At 61.0% G+C, this 19,126-nt stretch carries 18 protein-coding genes; 6 read left to right on the top strand and 12 right to left on the bottom strand.

Annotated elements, in window-relative coordinates:
- Positions 1-53 precede the first annotated feature (53 nt).
- Positions 54-668, top strand: a complete 615-nt coding sequence (locus tag IEX53_RS04780; protein WP_188821998.1) for a LysE family translocator — start codon at positions 54-56, stop codon at positions 666-668.
- A gap of 7 nt (positions 669-675) precedes the next feature.
- On the opposite strand, the gene IEX53_RS04775 is transcribed toward IEX53_RS04780, so the two are convergent.
- Positions 676-1,872 (bottom strand): MFS transporter, encoded by a 1,197-nt coding sequence (locus IEX53_RS04775; protein ID WP_236016041.1) that lies wholly within the window; start codon positions 1,870-1,872, stop codon positions 676-678.
- Between the two features lie 324 nt (positions 1,873-2,196).
- Here IEX53_RS04775 and IEX53_RS04770 point away from each other — a divergent pair, with 324 nt between their 5' ends.
- The 4 genes from IEX53_RS04770 to IEX53_RS04755 all read left to right on the top strand — a co-directional run bounded on the left by IEX53_RS04770 (position 2,197) and on the right by IEX53_RS04755 (position 7,391).
- Positions 2,197-2,541, top strand: a complete 345-nt coding sequence (locus tag IEX53_RS04770; protein ID WP_188821994.1) for a hypothetical protein — start codon at positions 2,197-2,199, stop codon at positions 2,539-2,541.
- Positions 2,542-2,689: 148 nt separating this feature from the next.
- Entirely contained in the window at positions 2,690-3,466 is a 777-nt protein-coding gene (locus IEX53_RS04765) for an SDR family oxidoreductase (RefSeq protein ID WP_188821992.1), read from the top strand.
- 15 nt (positions 3,467-3,481) lie between these two features.
- Entirely contained in the window at positions 3,482-5,782 is a 2,301-nt protein-coding gene (locus IEX53_RS04760) for an NADP-dependent malic enzyme (protein WP_188821991.1), read from the top strand.
- Between the two features lie 307 nt (positions 5,783-6,089).
- Positions 6,090-7,391: a DUF2865 domain-containing protein gene (locus IEX53_RS04755; RefSeq protein WP_188821989.1), complete on the top strand. Its 1,302-nt coding sequence runs from the start codon at positions 6,090-6,092 to the stop codon at positions 7,389-7,391.
- Here the strand turns inward: IEX53_RS04755 and gltX are convergent.
- The 11 genes from gltX to rpiA form a co-directional block, all read right to left on the bottom strand.
- Positions 7,309-8,682 carry a glutamate--tRNA ligase gene (gene gltX, locus IEX53_RS04750; RefSeq protein ID WP_188821987.1) on the bottom strand — a complete coding sequence of 458 codons (1,374 nt, stop codon included), beginning with the start codon at positions 8,680-8,682 and terminating at the stop codon, positions 7,309-7,311. The genes IEX53_RS04755 and gltX overlap by 83 nt on opposite strands.
- Positions 8,683-8,694: 12 nt before the next feature.
- The gene (locus tag IEX53_RS04745) at positions 8,695-10,410 is read right to left on the bottom strand and encodes an NAD+ synthase (RefSeq protein ID WP_188821985.1); all 1,716 of its coding nucleotides are present in this window, start codon (positions 10,408-10,410) and stop codon (positions 8,695-8,697) included.
- 98 nt (positions 10,411-10,508) lie between these two features.
- Positions 10,509-10,859 (bottom strand): diacylglycerol kinase, encoded by a 351-nt coding sequence (locus tag IEX53_RS04740; RefSeq protein WP_188821983.1) that lies wholly within the window; start codon positions 10,857-10,859, stop codon positions 10,509-10,511.
- A 67-nt stretch (positions 10,860-10,926) separates the two neighbouring features.
- On the bottom strand, positions 10,927-11,415 hold the full coding sequence (locus IEX53_RS04735; protein WP_188821981.1) for a hypothetical protein: 489 nt from the start codon (positions 11,413-11,415) through the stop codon (positions 10,927-10,929).
- 77 nt (positions 11,416-11,492) lie between these two features.
- Positions 11,493-12,074 carry a TetR/AcrR family transcriptional regulator gene (locus IEX53_RS04730; protein WP_188821979.1) on the bottom strand — a complete coding sequence of 194 codons (582 nt, stop codon included), beginning with the start codon at positions 12,072-12,074 and terminating at the stop codon, positions 11,493-11,495.
- A 59-nt stretch (positions 12,075-12,133) separates the two neighbouring features.
- Entirely contained in the window at positions 12,134-12,532 is a 399-nt protein-coding gene (locus IEX53_RS04725) for a GFA family protein (protein ID WP_188821977.1), read from the bottom strand.
- An 81-nt stretch (positions 12,533-12,613) separates the two neighbouring features.
- A complete protein-coding gene (locus IEX53_RS04720) occupies positions 12,614-13,993 on the bottom strand; it encodes a class II 3-deoxy-7-phosphoheptulonate synthase (RefSeq protein WP_188821975.1) in 1,380 nt (459 codons plus the stop codon).
- A gap of 129 nt (positions 13,994-14,122) precedes the next feature.
- A complete protein-coding gene (locus IEX53_RS04715; RefSeq protein WP_188821973.1) occupies positions 14,123-15,199 on the bottom strand; it encodes a beta-propeller fold lactonase family protein in 1,077 nt (358 codons plus the stop codon).
- A gap of 181 nt (positions 15,200-15,380) precedes the next feature.
- Entirely contained in the window at positions 15,381-16,769 is a 1,389-nt protein-coding gene (gor, locus tag IEX53_RS04710) for a glutathione-disulfide reductase (protein ID WP_188821972.1), read from the bottom strand.
- Positions 16,770-16,880: 111 nt separating this feature from the next.
- Complete coding sequence (locus IEX53_RS04705; RefSeq protein WP_188821970.1) at positions 16,881-17,405, bottom strand: DUF2059 domain-containing protein; 525 nt, start codon at positions 17,403-17,405, stop codon at positions 16,881-16,883.
- Between the two features lie 129 nt (positions 17,406-17,534).
- On the bottom strand, positions 17,535-18,230 hold the full coding sequence (gene rpiA, locus IEX53_RS04700) for a ribose-5-phosphate isomerase RpiA (protein ID WP_188821968.1): 696 nt from the start codon (positions 18,228-18,230) through the stop codon (positions 17,535-17,537).
- Positions 18,231-18,385: 155 nt separating this feature from the next.
- Here rpiA and IEX53_RS04695 point away from each other — a divergent pair, with 155 nt between their 5' ends.
- A complete protein-coding gene (locus IEX53_RS04695) occupies positions 18,386-19,081 on the top strand; it encodes an HAD family hydrolase (RefSeq protein ID WP_373288582.1) in 696 nt (231 codons plus the stop codon).
- Positions 19,082-19,126: the final 45 nt, after the last annotated feature.

Raw genomic sequence — 19,126 nt, 5'->3', positions numbered from 1 at the left:
GTACCGCAAACCTATCGAGGAGGGGCTCGAAATTCAATGCGCAGGAGTTATGCGTGATACTCTCAGGGTTCGTTGCTTTTTCCACCGCTCTTGCAATCGCCGCGATCATTCCGGGGCCGCAAATTGTCGCCATCGTCGCCCAGTCGGTTCGTTTTGGCTATAAACCGGCCGCCTGGCTGACCGCAGGCATGGTGATCGGCGACCTCCTTTATCTGGCGATGGCGCTGGCGGGGCTTGCCTACGTCGCAGAGGTCTTCACCGGTTTGCTCATCGTCATTAAATGGGCTGGCGTCGCCTATCTCTGTTTCCTCGCCGTGCAGTTCTGGCAGGCCAGGCCGGAAGTGGAAGAAGCCGGGCCGGCAATCGCGCAGCGCAATGGAAGCAGCCTGCTATCCGGAATTCTCATCACGGTCGGCAACCCAAAATCGGTTCTCTTCTACGTGTCGATCCTGCCCACGGTCATCGACATCGCCGCTCTGCAATGGTCCGATGCCTTCACGCTCATGGCGCTGAGCGCCGTGATTCTGACGGTTACGCAATATCCTTTTGCGCTGGTCGGCGCCCGCGCCCGGCGCAGCTTCCAGTCTCCGAAAGCGCTGAAAATCCTGAATCGCGGCGCAGCCCTGTGCATCGGCGGCGCGGCAGCTGCGATTGCTGCGCGGCAATAAGGCGAGATCAAGCCCCCCGGCTTCTCTTATCCAAGGCATAGGAAACGGCGAAAACACCCAGCCCCAGCACGGACAGGGCAGCGCCGACATAGCCGGTGGCGGCGTAACCATATCCATGCGCGATCACCAGGCCACCCAGCCAGGCGCCGAGCGCATTGGCGATGTTGAAGGCCGAATGCATGGAGGCGGCGGCGAGCGTCTGGCCATCCCGCGCCACATCCATGAGCCGGGTCTGGATGGCCGGGCCCGCCGCGAAGGTGCAGCCCACGAGGAAGACAGCGAGCGACAGCAGAATGGGGCTCGACGCGGTCAGGCCGAAGAAGGTCATCACGACGACATTGAACAGCAGCATGCCGAAGATCGTGCCCATCAGCGAGCGGTCGGCAAAGCGCGTGCCGACGAGATTGCCGGCATTCATGCCCAGACCGAACAGCGCCATGATGACAGGAACCATCGCCACCGGCATGGCCGCCACTTCCGTCGCCGTGGCCGCGATATAGCTGAAGATCGCAAACATCCCGCCAAAACCGCTCGCCGCAACCGCCAGGGTCAAAAGCACCTGCGGATGGGTAAAGGCGGCGAGCTCCCGCAGAACCCCGGCGCGCCCTTGGCTGGTGTCACGCGGCAGATAGAGGAACAGCAGTACGATGGTGACGATGCCGATCGCGCCCACCGTGAAGAACATGACGCGCCAGTCGAGGATCTGACCGAACAGCGCCATTGCCGGCGTGCCGACAAGGGTCGCGACGGTAAGGCCCAGCATCACATAGCCAACGGCCCTCGCGCGCCTGTCCATCGGCACCAGCGAAGCGGCCACCAGCGCGGCAACGCCGAAATAGGCCCCATGCGGCAAGCCGGTAACGAAGCGCAGGATGATGAAGGTGGAGAAGGACGGAGCGATGGCGCTGAGCAGGTTTCCGGCCGCAAACAGCCCCATCAGGACCAGCAACAATGTCCGGCGCGAGCGCCCCGCTCCGATCATGGCGATGATGGGCGCGCCAATCACAACGCCCAGCGCATAGGCGCTGATGGCATGGCCCGCTTCCGGCAGGGTGACGCCGAAACCGCGCGCCACATCGGGCAGAAGCCCCATGATCGCGAATTCACCGGTTCCGATTCCAAAACCGCCGCAAGCCAGCGCCAGAATGACGAGCGTGAGCTGGAAGGCGTTAAGCTGCGATGACGACTGAACCTCTTGGTTCACGGAGACTGAACTGCTCACGGATAATGCCTGATTCAAAGCGGCGCGGCCCGGTGGGACCGGACCGCGCGCGGATAAGGATGGAGCGGGAATCCCGCCTTTGGACGGCTCCATTTACACCTATTCGCCGCCTTGCGTAATGGGCTTCCCCATTGGCCCGCTCCTAAAACGCCCTAGAATAAAGCCAATTGCTTCGAGAGTGGCGCAAGATGAATGCTTCGGTTCGCTGGAAATTCACGCGCCTGATGGTGATTATCGCTGCCGCCCTCATGCTCTGGCCTTTTCCGGCCGTTGCCGCAAAGCGCTTCGAAGTACCGATATCTGCGCATGTCCTGCCGGACGGCAATGCACGGCGACCGGCGCTGGATCGTCATCCTGCCGAAGCCCGGACAGCGCGCTCCGGGACGCCTGATCATCAACCCGGACGAACGCGACATTGCCGGTTTTCATCCCGTGGCGCTGGAACGTGTCGGGCGTCCCGGCGGCAGGAATTCACGACTGGTCGACGGGCGTATTCCCAACTGCCCCGAGGAGCCGCTGGAGCGGCAGATGCATTGCCCGGCCATGCATATCGACACCGGAGCCAGCCGCGGCGTCCAGCCATTCTATGACTATGAAATCCTCTATAACGCCGCCCGGGAAGCCATCGCCGTCAAGCGGCGCAACGACTAGGCAAGTTGGACTGTATCCTGCCGGCAGCTTCGATTTCGTCCACCAAAAAACAGCCCCCAATACCAGACATGCGGCAAAACGAACGCATGGGTTTATTTGCAAAGCGCGCTCTTTGGCCTATGAAGCCTGTAACAAGGAGTGCATTGCCATGGATTTGGGACTCAAGGGCCGCAAGGCCATCGTCTGCGCATCGAGCAGAGGACTGGGCAAGGCTTGCGCCGAGGCGCTTGCGGAAGCCGGGTGCGATCTTGTCATCAATGGCCGCGATGTGTCTGTGCTCGAGGCCACGGCTCAGGAACTGCGCCGCTTTGGCGTATCGGTGACGGCGGTGGTGGCCGATGTCTCGACGCCCGAAGGCCAGAGGGCCTTGCTCGCCGCCTGCCCCGAGCCCGATATCCTCGTCAACAACAATGGCGGCCCGCCGCACCGCGATTTCCGCGAGCTCGACCGCCAGGCGATTCTTGACGGCGTGACGCAGAACATGGTCACCCCGCTGGAACTCATCAAGGCGGTGATCGATGGCATGGTCGCGCGCCGGTTCGGCCGCATCGTCAACATCACCTCCACTTCGGTCTACAAGCCCATCCCCGGCCTTGATCTTTCCTCCGGCGCCCGGGCGGGACTCACATCCTTCCTCGCCGGCGTCGCCCGCACGGTCGCCAAGGACAATGTGACGATCAACAATATCCTCCCCGGCGCCTTCGATACGGATCGCCTGCGCAGCGGCATCCGCTTCGGAGCCGAAAAGGCAGGCATAGCCCCGGACGAAGCCGCGCAAATGCGCATGAACGAGATTCCCGCCCACCGCTTCGGGCAGCCCGGGGAATTCGGGCAGGCCTGCGCCTTTCTCTGTTCCGCCCAGGCCGGTTATATAACCGGCCAGAATCTGATCATCGACGGCGGCGCCTATCCCAGCGCCTTTTGACCGGAAGCGAATAAAATGAGCAAACCCGTTAAACCCGCCCTTTCCGATTTCGATGAAGCGGCGCTGTTCTTCCACCGCTATCCCAAGCCCGGCAAGCTGGAAATCCAGCCGACCAAGCCGCTCGGCAACCAGCGCGACCTCGCGCTCGCCTATTCCCCCGGCGTCGCCGCGCCCTGCCTCGCCATCCATGCCGACCCTGCCACCGCCGCCGAATATACGGCGCGCAGCAATCTCGTCGCGGTTATTTCCAATGGCACCGCCGTGCTGGGCCTCGGCAATATCGGTCCCCTCGCCTCCAAGCCTGTGATGGAAGGCAAGGCGGTTCTGTTCAAGAAATTCGCCGATATCGACGTGTTCGACATCGAGATCGACGCAACGACCATCGACCAGATGGTCGCGGTGGTGGCCGCGCTGGAACCCACCTTCGGCGGCATCAATCTGGAGGACATCAAGGCTCCGGAATGTTTCGAGGTGGAAGAGCAGTTGCGCGCCCGCATGGCGATTCCCGTCTTCCATGACGACCAGCACGGCACAGCCATCATCGTCGCCGCTGCGATCCTCAACGGGCTGGAGCTTGCCGGCAAGGACATCGCCTCCGCCAAGATCGTCGCGTCAGGCGCGGGCGCGGCGGCTCTTGCCTGCCTCAATCTGCTCGTCAAGCTCGGCGCGAAGCGCGAAAACATCTGGGTCTGCGATATCGAAGGCGTGGTCTATGAAGGCCGCACTGCACTGATGGACCGCTGGAAAGCCGTCTATGCCCAGAAAACAGACGCCCGCATGCTCGCCGATGTCATCGGCGGCGCAGACGTGTTCCTCGGCCTCTCCGCCGCCGGCGTTCTCAAGCCGGAACTCCTGCAGCAGATGGCCCCGCAGCCGCTCATCATGGCGCTCGCCAACCCGACGCCGGAGATCATGCCGGAAATGGCGCGCCGCGCCCGCCCTGACGCGATGATCTGCACCGGACGCTCCGATTATCCGAACCAGGTCAACAACGTCCTCTGCTTCCCCTATATTTTCCGCGGCGCGCTCGATGTCGGCGCGACCGCCATCAACGAAGAGATGAAGCTCGCCGCTGTCCGCGCGATTGCAGCGCTCGCCCGCGAGGAGCCGTCTGACGTGGTTGCCCGCGCCTATTCCGGCGAGACGCCGATCTTCGGCCCCGACCATCTCATCCCGTCGCCCTTCGATCCGCGCCTGATCCTGCGCATCGCCCCAGCCGTCGCCCTGGCCGCGATGGAAACGGGTGTTGCCGTCAGGCCAATCGAGGATATGGAGGCCTATTTCGACCGGCTGAACCGCTTCGTCTTCCGCTCGGGTCTCGTCATGAAGCCCGTTTTCACAGCTGCCCGCAGCGCGGAAAAGAAGCGCGTCATCTATGCAGACGGTGAAGACGAGCGTGTGCTGCGCGCCGCCCAGGTTGTCATCGAGGAAGGCATTGCCATCCCAACGCTGATTGGCCGCCCGCAAGTGGTGGAAACCCGGCTCAAGCGCTACGGCCTCAAGATCCGCGCCGGCGAGGATTTCCAGCTGATCAACCCCGAGGACGATCCGCGCTACCGCGATTATGTCGATCTGTTCCTGACATTCACCGGCAGGCAGGGCGTGACGCCGGAGACGGCGCGCACCATCGTTCGCACCAATTCTACCGCCATCGCGGCGCTGGCCGTCATGCGCGACGAGGCGGATGCAATGATCTGCGGCCTTGAAGGCCGTTTCGAGCGCCATCTGCGTCTTGTGAAGCAGATCATCGGCAAGGCGCCGGGCCTGCGTAACTTCTCCGCCCTTAGCCTGCTCATCTCCCAGCGCGGCACGCTCTTCCTGACCGACACATATGTCAGCGTCGATCCTTGCGCGGAGGAGATCGCTGAGATGACGGTGCTCGCCGCCAATGAAATCCGCCGCTTCGGCATCGAGCCCAAGGCCGCCCTGCTTTCGCACTCCAATTTCGGCTCGAAGGATTCCGAAAGCGCCGAAAAGATGCGCTGCGCCACAGCCATCCTTGGCGAGCTTCACCCGGATCTCGAAGTGGACGGGGAAATGCATGGCGACGCCGCCCTGTCGCAAGCCCTGCGCGAGCGCGCCTTCCCGGCCTCAAGGCTGACCGGAGAAGCCAATCTACTGGTCTTCCCGAACCTCGACGCCGCCAACATCACGCTGACGGTGGTGAAAAGCGTGACCGACGCCCTCCACGTCGGCCCGATCCTCCTCGGCGCTGCCCGCCCCGCCCATATCCTGACGCCCTCAGTCACCTCGCGCGGCATCGTCAACATGACCGCGCTGGCGGTTGTGGAAGCGTCTCAGAAGCTGGAAGGCTGAACCCGCTTTACATCTACCTCACCGGCCATCCCGGTGAGGTAGCGCAACGATCGGCGATACATCTAACTGCACATTATATTTAACTATTATTACCTAAAAATACTTATGTTAACCAAATATTAACCATTTGTATTTACCTTTTATTCGGGAGCACGAATTCGGGGCGAGCAACCGGGGAAAATTACAAACATCCAGCCTCGCTATTTCGGAAGAGCATAAGGCCTTGCCACGGGCGGAGAGCCTGAGCGGGCATAAAGGCGGTGAAGTACAACCGCCGGGTTTACCGAAACAGGGTGTGATGGATGTGATGACCAGATTTTTTCTCCTGATTGCCGTGGCGAGCCTGACGATCGCCTCCCTTGCCGCATCGGTGCGCGAGGGTGAGGCGGCCTCCGCCGTATGCGTAAAACTGCAGCGGCAATTGGCTTTCCTTTCCAGCAGCCGCGGCCGGAGTTCCTACGTCCCGGACATCAGGCAGTTGCAGGATGAGTTGAAACGAGCCCGCGCATGGGCGCGCTATGATGGCTGCGTGCGGGGATTGTTCAGCCAGCCCAACTATTCGCCGGAATGCATGGGCCGGAACGCGGAAGTGTCGCGGCTGCAGGCCGAGATTGCGCAGGCGAAACAGGCGGCGAGATATGGCACCTCCTCCTCCGGCTCGCCGGCGGAACGCAGGCGCATCATGGCCGCGCTCGAAGCCTATGATTGCACGAGCTCGAGACGCTCCCAAAGAACCTTCACCCGGACGCTCAATCAACGGCGCCAAATCCAGGAAGAAACCTATTTTCCCGATACCGCCTATGCGCCGACGAAACGCACCCGCAGCAAGGCCGCTCTTCGCCTCAAAAAAGAACGCGAACAGGAGCGCGCCCGCGAGCGTCAGCAGGCGCGCGTGAGGGAAAGTGCCGGGGACAGGGAGCGCGAGCGCGAACCCGTCAAGCCGAGCATGGAAAAGGTGGCGGCGACCAATGAAGGCGCGGAGCCGCTGAAGGCCTATAATGTCAAGGGCGGCCTCCGCACCCTGTGCGTCCGCACTTGTGATGGTTATTATTTCCCCATCTCGTTTTCCACCAACAAGAAATTCTTTCCCCGGGACGAAAGCGCCTGCTCCGCCATGTGCCCCGGAACCGAGGTGAAGCTCTATTATCACAACGTCAAGGACGCGGATTCCGAGGACATGGTCTCCGCCGAGAACGATACGCCTTATACGGACCTGCCGACGGCCTTCAATTACCGCAAGCTGGCGGCGACGCCCAGTTGCAGCTGCCAGGCGGCGACGCGCCAGAGCCAGCCCGTCGAGGGAACCCAGGACCTTCTGAGCAAGAGCGCGCCCAGCGAAGACAGCCGCAAGGACGATGCAGCTGCGGCCAAGATGTCACCCTTCATCGGCATCCCACGCCCGCGTCCCGACCCCGCGGCCGATCCAGAAACGGTGCTCAACACCGAGGGCGGCCTTAACCGGGAGGACCTGATCAGGCTCACGGAAAAGGATCCCGGCGCAATATCCAGCGCGAGCGGGGCAAGGGTCAGGGTCGTCGGGCCAACGTTCTTTCCCGACCAGCAAGAGGCAAAAGGTCTGCGAGCTCCGGGCCGGAGTGAAGCCCGGTGAGCGCGAGGCGCAGCGGCATGAACAGGGCCTTACCCTTGCGTCCGGTCTTATCCTTCACCGCGCCGGTCCAGACCTTCCAGGTCTCGCGATCCCACGGCTCGGGCGGCAGGAGATCGAACGCTTCCCGCACGAAATCGCGATCTTCAAGCGAAAGGTCCGGCGCGGTCTCCGGACCGTCATGAACGATCCGCCACCACTGCGCGGCGTCGCTCACCCGGTCGAGATTGCCGCGCACGGCAAGCCAGAAGGCCTCCGCCTTGTCGCCCTCGATCCCCAGCGCCGCAAGCCGCGCCGCCACGTCCTCGAACGAAAGCGTATGGATGAGCGCGCGGTTGAGCGTGTCGAGTTCGGCAGGATCGAATTTGGCGGATGATTTGGAGGTCGCAGCCGGGTCGAAATGCCCAGCCAGCGCAGCCATATCCGGAGCTGCCACGACATTCTCTGACGTGCCGATCAGCACGGCCAGCGAGGCGATCGCCATCGGCTCATAGCCCGCCTCGCGCAGCGAGCCGACCGAAAGCGCACCCGAGCGCTTGGAAAGCCCCTCGCCCGAGATGGTCGTCAGGAGGTTGTGGTGCCCGAATTCAGGCGGCTCCGCGCCCAATGCGCGGAACAGCGCGATCTGCGCGCCCGTGTTGGTGACGTGGTCATCGCCTCGTATGATATGCGTGATGCCCATGTCGATATCGTCGGCGACGGACGGCAGCGTATAGAGATAGGTCCCGTCCTCGCGCACCAGCACCGGGTCGGACATCGAGGCAAGATCGACGGTCTGCGGTCCGCGCACCAGATCGTCCCAATGCACCTCCGTGCGCTCTGGTGAAAACGGGTCGGTCTTGAAATTCGGCAGCAGGAAGCGCCAATGCGGCTTGCGGCCCTCCGCCTCCAAGGCCGCCCGCTCTGCATCGGTCAGCTTCAGCGCCTCGCGGCCATAGACCGGCGGCAGCCGGCGCGTCAGGCGAAGCTTGCGCCGGCGTTCCAGCTCTTCCGCCGTCTCATAGCAGGGATAAAGCAGCCTCGCCTTTTTGAGCTTCTCCACCGCGGCGTCGTAAATGGCGAAGCGCTTCGACTGATATTCCACGCGGGCGGGTGCGATGCCGAGCCATTCGAGATCGCGCGCTATAGCCTGCGCATATTCGGTCTTGGAGCGCTCGACATCCGTATCGTCGAAACGAAGGATGAACCGGCCATCGTTTTTCAGCGCGAACAGCCAGTTGAACAGCGCCGTGCGCGTATTGCCGATATGGATGTAACCCGTCGGCGACGGGGCGAAACGAACGGTGATGGACATATTATACCTTAATTATGCACGGTCCCGGAACCGGTTGGTTATCGGATAACGCCGGTCACGGCCGAAATTCTTCTTCGTGATCTTCACGCCCGGCGCCGATTGCCGCCGCTTGTATTCGGCAAGGAAGAGTAGATGTTCGATGCGGCGCACCAGATCGGGATCATAGCCCCGGGCAGCAATTTCCGCCACGCCCATCTCGTTCTCCACAAGGCATTCCAGAATGTCGTCGAGCACGGGATAGGGCGGCAGCGAATCCTGGTCCGTCTGGTTCTCGCGCAATTCCGCCGATGGCGCCTTGTCGATGATATTCTGCGGAATAACAACGCCGGAAGGCCCGAGCGCCGTTGGTGGCACATGGTGGTTGCGCCAGTTGGCAAGCGCATAGACCTGCATCTTGTAGAGATCCTTGATCGGGTTGAAGCCGCCATTCATGTCGCCATAAAGCGTGGCGTAGCCCACCGACATCTCGGATTTGTTGCCCGTCGTCACCACCATCGAGCCGAACTTGTTGGAGATCGCCATGAGGATGGTGCCGCGCGCGCGGCTCTGGAGATTCTCCTCGGTCGTATCCTCTTTTGTGCCCTCGAACAAAGGCTCCAGCGCCTGCATGAAGCCCTCCACCGGGGCATGGATCGGCACGGTATCGTAGCGGGTGCCGAGCGCGCGGGCGCAATCTTCCGCGTCCTTAAGCGATTCCTTCGACGTATAGCGGTAGGGCAGCATCACCGCATGGACCCGCTCCTCGCCCAGCGCATCGACGGCAAGCGCGGCGCATATCGCCGAGTCGATACCGCCCGAAAGGCCGAGCACGACATTCTTGAAGCCGTTCTTGTTCACATAGTCGCGCAGGCCCAGCATGCAGGCGAGATAGTCGGCTTCCTCCTTTTCGGGGATCTTCGACATCGGCCCGTCGACGCAAACCCAGCCGCCGTACTTCTGTTCGTTTTGCGTGCCTGCGGCATCGCGGTCTCGCTTCCAGGTGGTGACAGCCAGTTGCGCCTCGAACTCCGACATCTGAAAGGCGAGCGACTTGTCGGCATTGATGCCGAAGGAAGCGCCGTCGAAGACCAGCTCGTCCTGCCCGCCCACCTGATTGGCGAAGACGAGCGGCAACCCGGTTTCGATCACCTGCCTTATCGCCACCTGATGGCGCACATCCACCTTGCCGCGATAATAGGGCGAGCCATTGGGCACGAGCAGGATTTCCGCCCCGCTTTCGCTCAGCGTCTCGCAAACGCCGAGATCGCCCCAGATATCCTCGCAGATGGGAATACCAAGCCGCACGCCGCGGAAATTGACCGGCCCCGGCAAGGCCCCGGACTGGAACACACGCTTCTCGTCGAACTCGCCGTAATTAGGCAGGTCAACCTTGAAACGCTCGGCGATCACCTCGCCGCCATCGAGCACCATCACCGAATTGTGGAGGCCGCTCTCCCGCCGCAAGGGCGTTCCGATAATGACGCCCGGTCCGCCATCCGCCGTGTCAGCTGCGAACTCTCGCACCGCCCTCTCGCAGGCAGCAGTGAAAGCCGAACGCAGCACCAGATCCTCAGGCGGATAGCCGGAGATGAAAAGCTCGGTGAAGAGCACGATATCCGCCTTTTGCCGCGCCGCATCGGCGCGTATCTCCCGCGCCTTGTCGAGATTGCCATTTATGTCGCCGAGCACGGGATTGAACTGGGCCACGGCGATGCGCAGGATATCGGGTGCGGATGTCTTCTGGGTCATGGGCAAGCTTTACCGTGCGGGTTGGAGAGTCGCAATCTTGAGCTTTGAGCATGATCCCGAAAAGTTGCAGACTTCCAGGTAAGATCATGTGGCATGCTCTAGAGATATATAGCCGTGAAAAGCGCGTAGCCCCACACCCCCGCCGCCAGAATGATGGAAATCAACACCGCCAGCGAACCGCAATCCTTGGCGATCTGGATATCCCGATGGAATTCGCGTGAAAGCGCGTTGCACGCCGCCTCGATGCCCGTATTCAACACCTCGATCATGAGCAGGAACAGGATCGCGCCGACCATGAGCATGAACATCAGCGCATCGGGCGCGATATAGAACGCGACCGGAATCGATATGGCCAACAGTGCCAGCTCCTGCTGCACCGCCTTTTCATGGCGCGCCAGATATCTGAGCGCCCGCATCGAATTGATGAATGCAAGCCAGATGCGATGCATGTCTATCCCCCGGCAATGTCGGGGGACAAGCTAAGCGATTCTTGGCGCGATATAATGACGGAGCGTTTCAGGCAAAAGCCTTGCTTCCTTCCCTGCGCAAATTGATGATTTGCGCGGTGAGGCCAACGATAAGAATAATGAGGAGACTCGCTTGCGCGCCCAAGAGAACCGGCGAACGCAAGTCGGTCACGAAGGGGTGGCCATCAGGAACCCGGCGCAGGGTTTCGCTAACGGTCGGCACCATCAGCAGAAAGGCCGTGACGCTGAGAAAGATTGTTTCCAGATATCTGCCCGCCCGGCCGAGGATGGAGATATTGCCAACCCCATATCCCGCGAGCAGCAGCAGGATCGTTACCGCGCCGATGCCATAGCTCACCGGCTGATGCGCGACGAGGAACACTGTTGCCGCCCCAACCAGCATCGAGACAAAGTAAGCCGCTCCGGGTATTGACCGGGGCACGATCCGTCCATGGCGGGCGAACATATAGATGCCCAGCGGAATGGCAGGCAGGCTGCCGAGCGTATGCACCCAGCCAATCGGTGAAATTCCAAACATCCCTGATTTCCTTTATTATTCTTCCAACTAGTAGATAGCCTAGAAAGGCAAACAACGCCCATTCCAACCCGCACGGATCAGTGCGGAGCGAGGCGCGCCAGCATGGCGTCCGTCACGACGCTGAATATCTTCGGATCGCCATAGGCCCGCGCCGAAAGCATCGCCCCATGAACCGTTGCCATGAACGCTTCGGCTTCCGCACGAGGGGGAGATGATAGCTGTAGCTCCCCTTGCTGCGCCCCGCGCTCCATGATGGATGTCAGCCAGTCCGAGAGGGTGTGGAAATGCGCACGAACCTCGACGCCGATTTCTTCGGGCAGAACAGGAAGCTGGCTTGCCAACAGCGCACAGACGCAAAGCGGGGCGCTGGCATCCGCGATACACGCCTGCCAATATCCGATGTAGGACCGAAGCTGCGCGAGCGGATCGGATACGTGGAGCTCCAGTTGAGCCAACCCCGCCTTCGCTTCTTCGCGGTAGCGCGCCACCAGCGTTCGCACCAGATCAGCCTTGGTGGGGAAATGATGGTGGATACTCGCCTTGCGGATCCCGACGACGTCAGCAATGTCGGCATAGCTGAAACCATTATAGCCGCCCGCAACAATCAGCGAACGCGCGCAAGCCAGGATGTCGTCGGCGGTGGTGGATAAATTGCTCATGGCCCAAACCTACCTACTAGTAGGCATCATGTCAATTCCTGAACTCCGGATAATTTCCGCTATCGTCGCTCCCGCTGCGGCAGACCGTCATCGATGCTGTAGTAGTCGCCCTTGTCGGCGGTGAAGATGTGCATTTCGCCATGAAGGCCGCTCGGCTTGTCGAACGCGCCCGCCATGACGGAAACATTATCAAGCTCGTCATGTTTCCAGAACAGCACCGATCCGCAAACCCGGCAGAAGCCCCGTCGCGCTTTCTCGCTCGATTGATACCAGTTGATATTCTCCGCGCCGTCTATGCGCATGTCATCATCGGCCACATTGGTGGCGGCGAAATAATGCCCCGACTGTTTGCGGCATTGCGTGCAGTGGCAATAGAGGATGCCGCGCAGCGGGCCGTTCGTTTCGAAACGCACCGCTCCGCAAAGGCACGATCCCGTCTGGCGTTCGCTTGCCGGCATTTCCTTCCTCCCCAATTAATGCAACAGGGCGGAAGCCTAACTCCCGCCCTGCCCTGCAGATCGACGAAATCCGAAGAAATCTCAGCCGTTTACGACCAGCTTCTGCGGCTGCGTGTCGCGCTCTTTCTTGAGCAGCTCCGCCACGAGGAACGCCAGTTCCAGCGCCTGGTCGGCATTGAGGCGCGGGTCGCAATGCGTGTGGTAGCGGTCGGAGAGATCCTCCGCCGAGATCGCCCGTGCGCCGCCGGTGCATTCGGTGACATTCTTGCCCGTCATCTCGATGTGGATGCCGCCGGGGTAGCTTCCCTCGCCGCGATGGACGGCGAAGAAGGTCTCCACCTCCTTGAGAATCCGGTCGAAGGGCCGGGTCTTGTAGCCATTGGCGGTGATCGTATTGCCATGCATCGGATCGCACGACCACACCACCTTGCGCCCTTCCCTCTGGACGGCGCGGATGAGCTTCGGCAGATGGTCTCCGACCTTGTCATAGCCGAAGCGCGCGATCAGCGTCAGCCGTCCCGCCTGGTTCTCGGGATTGAGCGTGTCGATCAACCTGATGAGATCATCCGGGTCCAGAGACGGGCCGCATTTCAGGCCGAGCGGGTTCTTGATGCCGCGGCAATACTCAACATGCGCATGATCCGCCTGACGGGTGCGGTCGCCGATCCAGATCATGTGGCCGGACGTGCCGTACCAATCGCCGGAGGTGGAATCGACGCGCGTCAACGCCTCTTCATAACCGAGCAGCAGCGCCTCATGGCTGGTGTAGAAATCCGTCTCGCGCAAGGCAGCATTGCTTTCCGACGTGATGCCGATGGAGCGCATGAAATCCATCGTCTCGGAAATGCGCTTGGCCAGCGCCTCGTAACGCTCGCCCTGCGGGCTGTTCCCGACGAAGCCGAGCATCCACTGATGCACGTTTTCGAGATTGGCATAGCCGCCCTGCGCAAAAGCGCGCAAGAGGTTGAGCGTCGCCGCCGACTGGCGATAGGCCATGTCCTGACGGTTTGGATCGGGAATACGCGAGGCCGGATCGAAATCGATGCCGTTGACGATGTCGCCGCGATAGGCCGGCAGTTCGACGCCGTCCTTCACCTCGACATCCGACGAGCGCGGCTTGGCGAACTGCCCGGCAATGCGCCCGACCTTGACCACCGGCTGCGACGCGCCGAAGGTCAGCACCACAGCCATCTGCAGGAACACGCGGAAGAAGTCGCGGATATTGTCCGCGCCATGCTCGGCAAAGCTCTCGGCGCAATCCCCGCCCTGCAGCAGGAATGCACGGCCTTCGGCGACTTCACCCAATTGACGGGTAAGCTTGCGCGCCTCGCCTGCAAAAACGAGCGGCGGATAAGAACGAAGACGAGACTCCACATCGGCCAGCGCCTGCGCGTCCGGATAGGACGGCACCTGCTTGATCGGCTTGGTCCTCCAGGATTGCGGTGTCCAGTTCTTCGTCATTATAGCACCTGTTTATGGAATGGATTCACGCCTCCGTACCGCCGGGTACGGAGGCTGCGTTCATATAAAGGAAAATTAACGGATATTCTAGGCCGGATGGCGGTTTACAGCCAGCGGAATCGCTCCAGGCTACACCTCCAGGATTGCCATGCTGAAGACCTGCCCGCCACTGCTCCTCTGGACAGGCGTCTTCGGCGTAAGGTTGCCGTTGGTCTGATTGATTTCATATATATAAATGAAACCGTCGCTCGATGGAGCATAAAGATACTGGCCGCCCGGTTCGACGGCGAGCGCGAAGACCTGTCCCCCAGAAGGTACAGAACCAGCTGGCGCCGGTGTCAGAGAGCCATCGGAGCCGATCTTGTAGGACATGATCGAGAACGGTACCCCATACACAGAAACGAACAGATATTTTCCATCGGGGCTCACCACTTCAGCGGTTCCGGATTCCGCTAATTGCCCAACGGTCCCCAACGAGGTGAGTTGACCCGCATTTGCTTGGACTCCGGTAATCGCAGTGTCGCAGACATAGGCGAAATCGCCATTCGGGGTGCCCGCCAAGACGATCGGTTTGTCGCTGTTCGACAATACGGCGCTTATAAAATTAATGCCGCCAGAGGCGCTCGTGCCAAATGACACAATCTCCGTCGGACCTGGAGTTCCATAAAGCGCGTAGATGTAAGGTACAGGGCTTGACGGCGGCACTCCGGCTCCAGGTGCCGCAACCACTTCAAGCGCATAAAGATTGTTCGTGGTAGAAAAATTCGAGGCCGGATCGCCGAGATCCGTTATGGCATTCGGCGAAGCTGACGGGGAGAAACCGTATGCACTTATATCGGATTCGGTAAAGCCGGCATTGGTGACGTATATGAAATAATCACTCGATCCGCCCCACCAAAGGGCAGCCACATCTGCCGCCGACCCAGCCGAGGCTCCATTGGAATAGTGGTCAACTTTCATCGTCAGATTGCCATTGGCATCGACATGATAAACGCTTATCTCTGTCGCCTCCCCCACTGTCCCACCTGAACCAACAAGAAATAAAAAGTCATCCCCTCCTGGGAACTGCGATGCATTGGTGTAGGCCATGTATGCTGCACGCGCGCATTGGACCGAATTGCCCAGCGAAGACAACGTGCCATCCGATTGTATGGAGTAGCGATAGATGGTTCCGCTATTCTCCAATACATAAACATATTTTGCCATTTCCAAATTCCTCAACGAAAAGCGCTATCCTGATAGCCGCCCACATTGGCGGCATGAGCATCCTATCAAGCCTCACGGCAATCGTCGATTGCAAAAAAATAATAATCTATCAATGATTGAATATAGCCGACTAGCCTCTCGACTGGCTGCCCCCTTTATACAACGGGATTGATTACCTTCCTTAAGCCCGTTTGCCGTTCACGATCCGGTAAGTCGGCTGGTACATCGTGACGAACTCTTCTGCCGCCGTCGGATGCACCGCCATGGTGCGGTCGAAATCGTCCTTCGTAGCACCCGATTTCAGCGCGATGGCGATGAGCTGCGCCATTTCGCCGGCATCGGGGCCAAGGATATGCGCGCCCAGCACCTTGCGGCTGAGGCCATCCACCACCAGCTTCGTCAGCATCTTTTCCTGCCGCCCTGAGAGCGTGTTCTTCATCGGACGGAAATGCGCGCGGTAGATTTCCACCTGCGCATATTTCTCCGCCGCCTCCTCTTCCGACAGGCCGACCGTCCCGATCTCCGGCTGCGAGAAGACTGCCGTGGCGATGAGCTCATGGTCGGGCTTGGTCGGATTGTCCTTGAAAGCGGTTTCGAGGAAGCACATCGCCTCGTGGATCGCCACCGGCGTCAGTTGCACCCGGTTGGTCACGTCGCCCACCGCCCAGATATGGGGAACATTGGTACGCGAATAATCATCGACCCGCACAGCGCCGACGACATCCGTCTCGACCCCCGCCGCTTCCAGCCCCAGCCCTTCCGTGTTTGGAATGCGGCCGAGCGCCAGCATCACCTGGTCGGCGAGCAGGATTTCACCGCCCGAGAGAATCACGTCCAGCCGCCCATCGGTGCGCCGCGATACACGCTCGAACACCTCGCCGCAGAGAATGCGGATACCCTTCGCCTCCATCGCCTCATGCAGCAGACGGCGCAGATCGCCATCGAAGCGCTGCAGGAGCTCGCGGCCCCGGTAGACAAGCGTCGTCTCGACGCCAAGCCCATGAAAGATATTGGCGAACTCGACCGCGATATAGCCGCCGCCGGCGATGACTATCGACCTCGGCAGTTCGTCCAGATGGAACGCCTCGTTGGAGTTGATGCAAAGCTCGTGCCCCGGCAGCGCGGCATGCGGGTTGGGCCGCGCGCCGGTGGCGATGAGAATCTGCTCCGCCGTCACCCTCTTGCGGGAAGAGACGATCTCGACCGTGTGCTCATCCACCAGGATCGCGCGGCTGTCGAATATCTCGACCTTCGAATTCATCAGGCCAGCACGGTAAATCCCCTCCAGCCGGGCGATTTCCTTATCCTTGTTGGCGATCAGCGTTGGCCAGTCGAAGGACGACTCACCCACACGCCAGCCATAGCCGGCGGCATCCTCGAAATCCTCGCTGAATTGGGATGCGTAGACGAACAGCTTCTTGGGCACGCAGCCTCTGATAACGCAGGTGCCGCCCATGCGGTATTCCTCCGCGAGCCCCACGCGCTTTCCCATGGCGCCCGCCAGTCGCCCGGCGCGCACCCCACCGGACCCGCCGCCGATGACAAAGAGATCATAATCGTAAGCTGCCATGAAAACTCCGCGAGACTCGTGAACTGGATTCGGGAGCAGACATATAGGTTTGAAACCAAATAAAAAAGCCCGGCCTGGGACCGGGCTTTCAATGTCGCGTGAGAACGCGGCCTATTGCTGCGGCTGCGGCTGTGCGCCTTCCTCCTTGGAGAGCGCCTCGCCAACCGACTGGGCGAGATCGCGCGCGATGCCGTTCTGCCAGATATTGGCCGCCCGAAGCACTTCGCGCGTGACGATCGGCCCTTCGGCGATCAGCTTCTTGCCCGCCTGCGATTCATAGAAGGCGGAGATAGCCTTCAAATCTTCCTCGGAGAAAGATTTGGCATAGGCCCGAGCGGCTTCCGTTTCCAGATCCGCCCGGCGCGCGGCAAGCGCCAGCGCCTTTTCGTCGACGGTCTTGGTGATGATTTCTTCCAGGTTCGGATCCTTCTGGATGAGTTCCGCCTTCAGAGCCTGCGCGGCGCGCGGCAGGATACCATCGAACTGCTCGGTCGCGTCGATGGCGGCAATCGCCTGGCGCGCCGCAGCAAGATGGGATTCCGAGATTTCCTGCGCGGAAGCCGCGTTGACGCCCGCGATCATCGCAAATGCCGCGAGCGGCGCAACCAAACGGCGAAAACCAGTTGCCTGGGTCATATGGTCATTACTCCGTTGTCTCTCCAGCACAGCCCCGAAAAGTTGTAGACTTTTCGGACAAGGCTATGCGTCTCAAAAACTCCAGCATAGCCCCGAAAAGTTGCAGACTTTTCGGACAAGGCCATGCGCTTAAACTACAGTCATTGTGCGGATGCCGTCAGCGCCGGCGATGATCGCGGCGCTCGCCAGCCCCAGGAAAAGCCCATGCTCCACCACGCCCGGAACGGCAAACAAAGCACAGGACAAAGCGTTTGAATCGGGAATGCGGCCAAAAGATGCATCCAGGATATAGTGTCCCCCATCGGTAACGAAGGGCTCCCTATCCTTTAACCGCAACGCCACCGATCCGGCAAGGCCGAGTTCGGCGGCAGCGCGGATAATGGCAATTTTCGTAGCCTCAAGACCGAAGGGATTGACCTCGATGGGGAGCGGGAACCGTCCGAGCGTCTCCACCACTTTGGTTTCGTCGGCGATCACGATCATCTTTTCAGCCGCGGCGGCGACTATTTTCTCTCGCAGCAGCGCACCGCCCCCGCCCTTGATCAGGGCAAGCGAGCCATCCACCTCGTCCGCGCCGTCGATGGTAAGGTCAAGTTCCGGCGTCTCGTCCAGCGTCGTCAGCGGCACGCCGAGTTCGCGGCAGAGCTTGGCGGTGCGTTCGGAGGTGGGGACGCCGATGACGTTCAATCCTCCGGCGACCTTGTCGGCCAGGAGCCGCACGAATTCCTCTGCCGTGGAACCGGTGCCGATGCCGAGCCGCATCCCATCGCGCACAAAGGTGAGCGCAACGGCAGCCGCCTCGATCTTCAGCTTGCGCGCGTCCATTGATCTCCCCTTCCCCGCCAGTCGCTGATTTGCGATTTGCATCTATCACGCGAATTGAAATGCACAAAGCCTTGTTTTGCGGCTTGATCGGCCCTTTTTCCACGCCAAACCTTGAGCCGAGGGGAATGATCCGGTACGAACATTCGATCCCCAACATGGATTTAGCGATGACAAAGCCTATTGTCGTGTTCGACCTCGATGGAACGCTGGTCGACACAGCGCCCGATCTCCTCGACAGCCTCAACCATTGCCTGAGCCAGTCAGGGCTGGACCGGGTCGATCCGCTGGCCTTGCGGCGCTTCGTCGGCCAGGGCGCGCGCGTGATGATCGAGCGGGCCTTCGAGGCGCAGCAAAAGCAGCTCTCGCCCGAGCAACTCGACTGGCTGGTCGCTTTGTTCCTGGAACATTACAGCGGACACATGCCCGGCGAGTCGCAATTCTTCGCCGGGGCCACCGCCATGATGGATCGGCTGGTCGCATCGGGCTTTACGCTGGCCGTATGCACCAACAAGTTCGAAGCCCTCGCCCGCAAGCTCCTGGGCGAGCTCGGCGCAACCGATCGCTTCGCCACGATCTGCGGCGGGGATACATTCGCCTTTCGCAAACCCGATCCCCGCCATCTCGTGGAAACCATCCTGCGCGCCGGCGGCGACCCGGCTCGCGCCGTCATGGTGGGTGATAGCCGGGCGGACATCGACGCCGCCAAAGCGGCCGGCATTCCCGTCATCGCGGTCGATTTCGGCTACACCGACTTGCCCGTTTCAACCTTCGAGCCAAGCCGGATCATCTCGCATTTCGATGCGTTGACCCTCGACATGGCCAATGATTTGATCATGGCGATTGCCGATTAACGGATCGTGATCAATATCGAGGGACGAAGCCCGCAATAAGCTTGC

Origin of the sequence: Paramesorhizobium endophyticum (assembly GCF_014640615.1) — a bacterium.
Classification (GTDB): domain Bacteria; phylum Pseudomonadota; class Alphaproteobacteria; order Rhizobiales; family Rhizobiaceae; genus Paramesorhizobium; species Paramesorhizobium endophyticum.
The sequence above is the reverse complement of the archived record's forward strand: the minus strand, read 5'-3'. Positions and strand labels throughout refer to the sequence as shown.

Coding starts and splice junctions, on each gene's coding strand:
- gltX (WP_188821987.1), bottom strand. CDS start 8,682: ATGTCCATCACCGTTCGTTTCGCCCCGTCGCCGACGGGTTACATCCAT.
- IEX53_RS04755 (WP_188821989.1), top strand. CDS start 6,090: ATGACCAGATTTTTTCTCCTGATTGCCGTGGCGAGCCTGACGATCGCC.
- IEX53_RS04720 (WP_188821975.1), bottom strand. CDS start 13,993: ATGACGAAGAACTGGACACCGCAATCCTGGAGGACCAAGCCGATCAAG.
- IEX53_RS04760 (WP_188821991.1), top strand. CDS start 3,482: ATGAGCAAACCCGTTAAACCCGCCCTTTCCGATTTCGATGAAGCGGCG.
- IEX53_RS04705 (WP_188821970.1), bottom strand. CDS start 17,405: ATGACCCAGGCAACTGGTTTTCGCCGTTTGGTTGCGCCGCTCGCGGCA.
- IEX53_RS04765 (WP_188821992.1), top strand. CDS start 2,690: ATGGATTTGGGACTCAAGGGCCGCAAGGCCATCGTCTGCGCATCGAGC.
- gor (WP_188821972.1), bottom strand. CDS start 16,769: ATGGCAGCTTACGATTATGATCTCTTTGTCATCGGCGGCGGGTCCGGT.
- rpiA (WP_188821968.1), bottom strand. CDS start 18,230: ATGGACGCGCGCAAGCTGAAGATCGAGGCGGCTGCCGTTGCGCTCACC.
- IEX53_RS04735 (WP_188821981.1), bottom strand. CDS start 11,415: ATGTTTGGAATTTCACCGATTGGCTGGGTGCATACGCTCGGCAGCCTG.
- IEX53_RS04740 (WP_188821983.1), bottom strand. CDS start 10,859: ATGCATCGCATCTGGCTTGCATTCATCAATTCGATGCGGGCGCTCAGA.
- IEX53_RS04695 (WP_373288582.1), top strand. CDS start 18,386: ATGGATTTAGCGATGACAAAGCCTATTGTCGTGTTCGACCTCGATGGA.
- IEX53_RS04725 (WP_188821977.1), bottom strand. CDS start 12,532: ATGCCGGCAAGCGAACGCCAGACGGGATCGTGCCTTTGCGGAGCGGTG.
- IEX53_RS04730 (WP_188821979.1), bottom strand. CDS start 12,074: ATGAGCAATTTATCCACCACCGCCGACGACATCCTGGCTTGCGCGCGT.
- IEX53_RS04715 (WP_188821973.1), bottom strand. CDS start 15,199: ATGGCAAAATATGTTTATGTATTGGAGAATAGCGGAACCATCTATCGC.
- IEX53_RS04770 (WP_188821994.1), top strand. CDS start 2,197: ATGTCCTGCCGGACGGCAATGCACGGCGACCGGCGCTGGATCGTCATC.
- IEX53_RS04745 (WP_188821985.1), bottom strand. CDS start 10,410: ATGACCCAGAAGACATCCGCACCCGATATCCTGCGCATCGCCGTGGCC.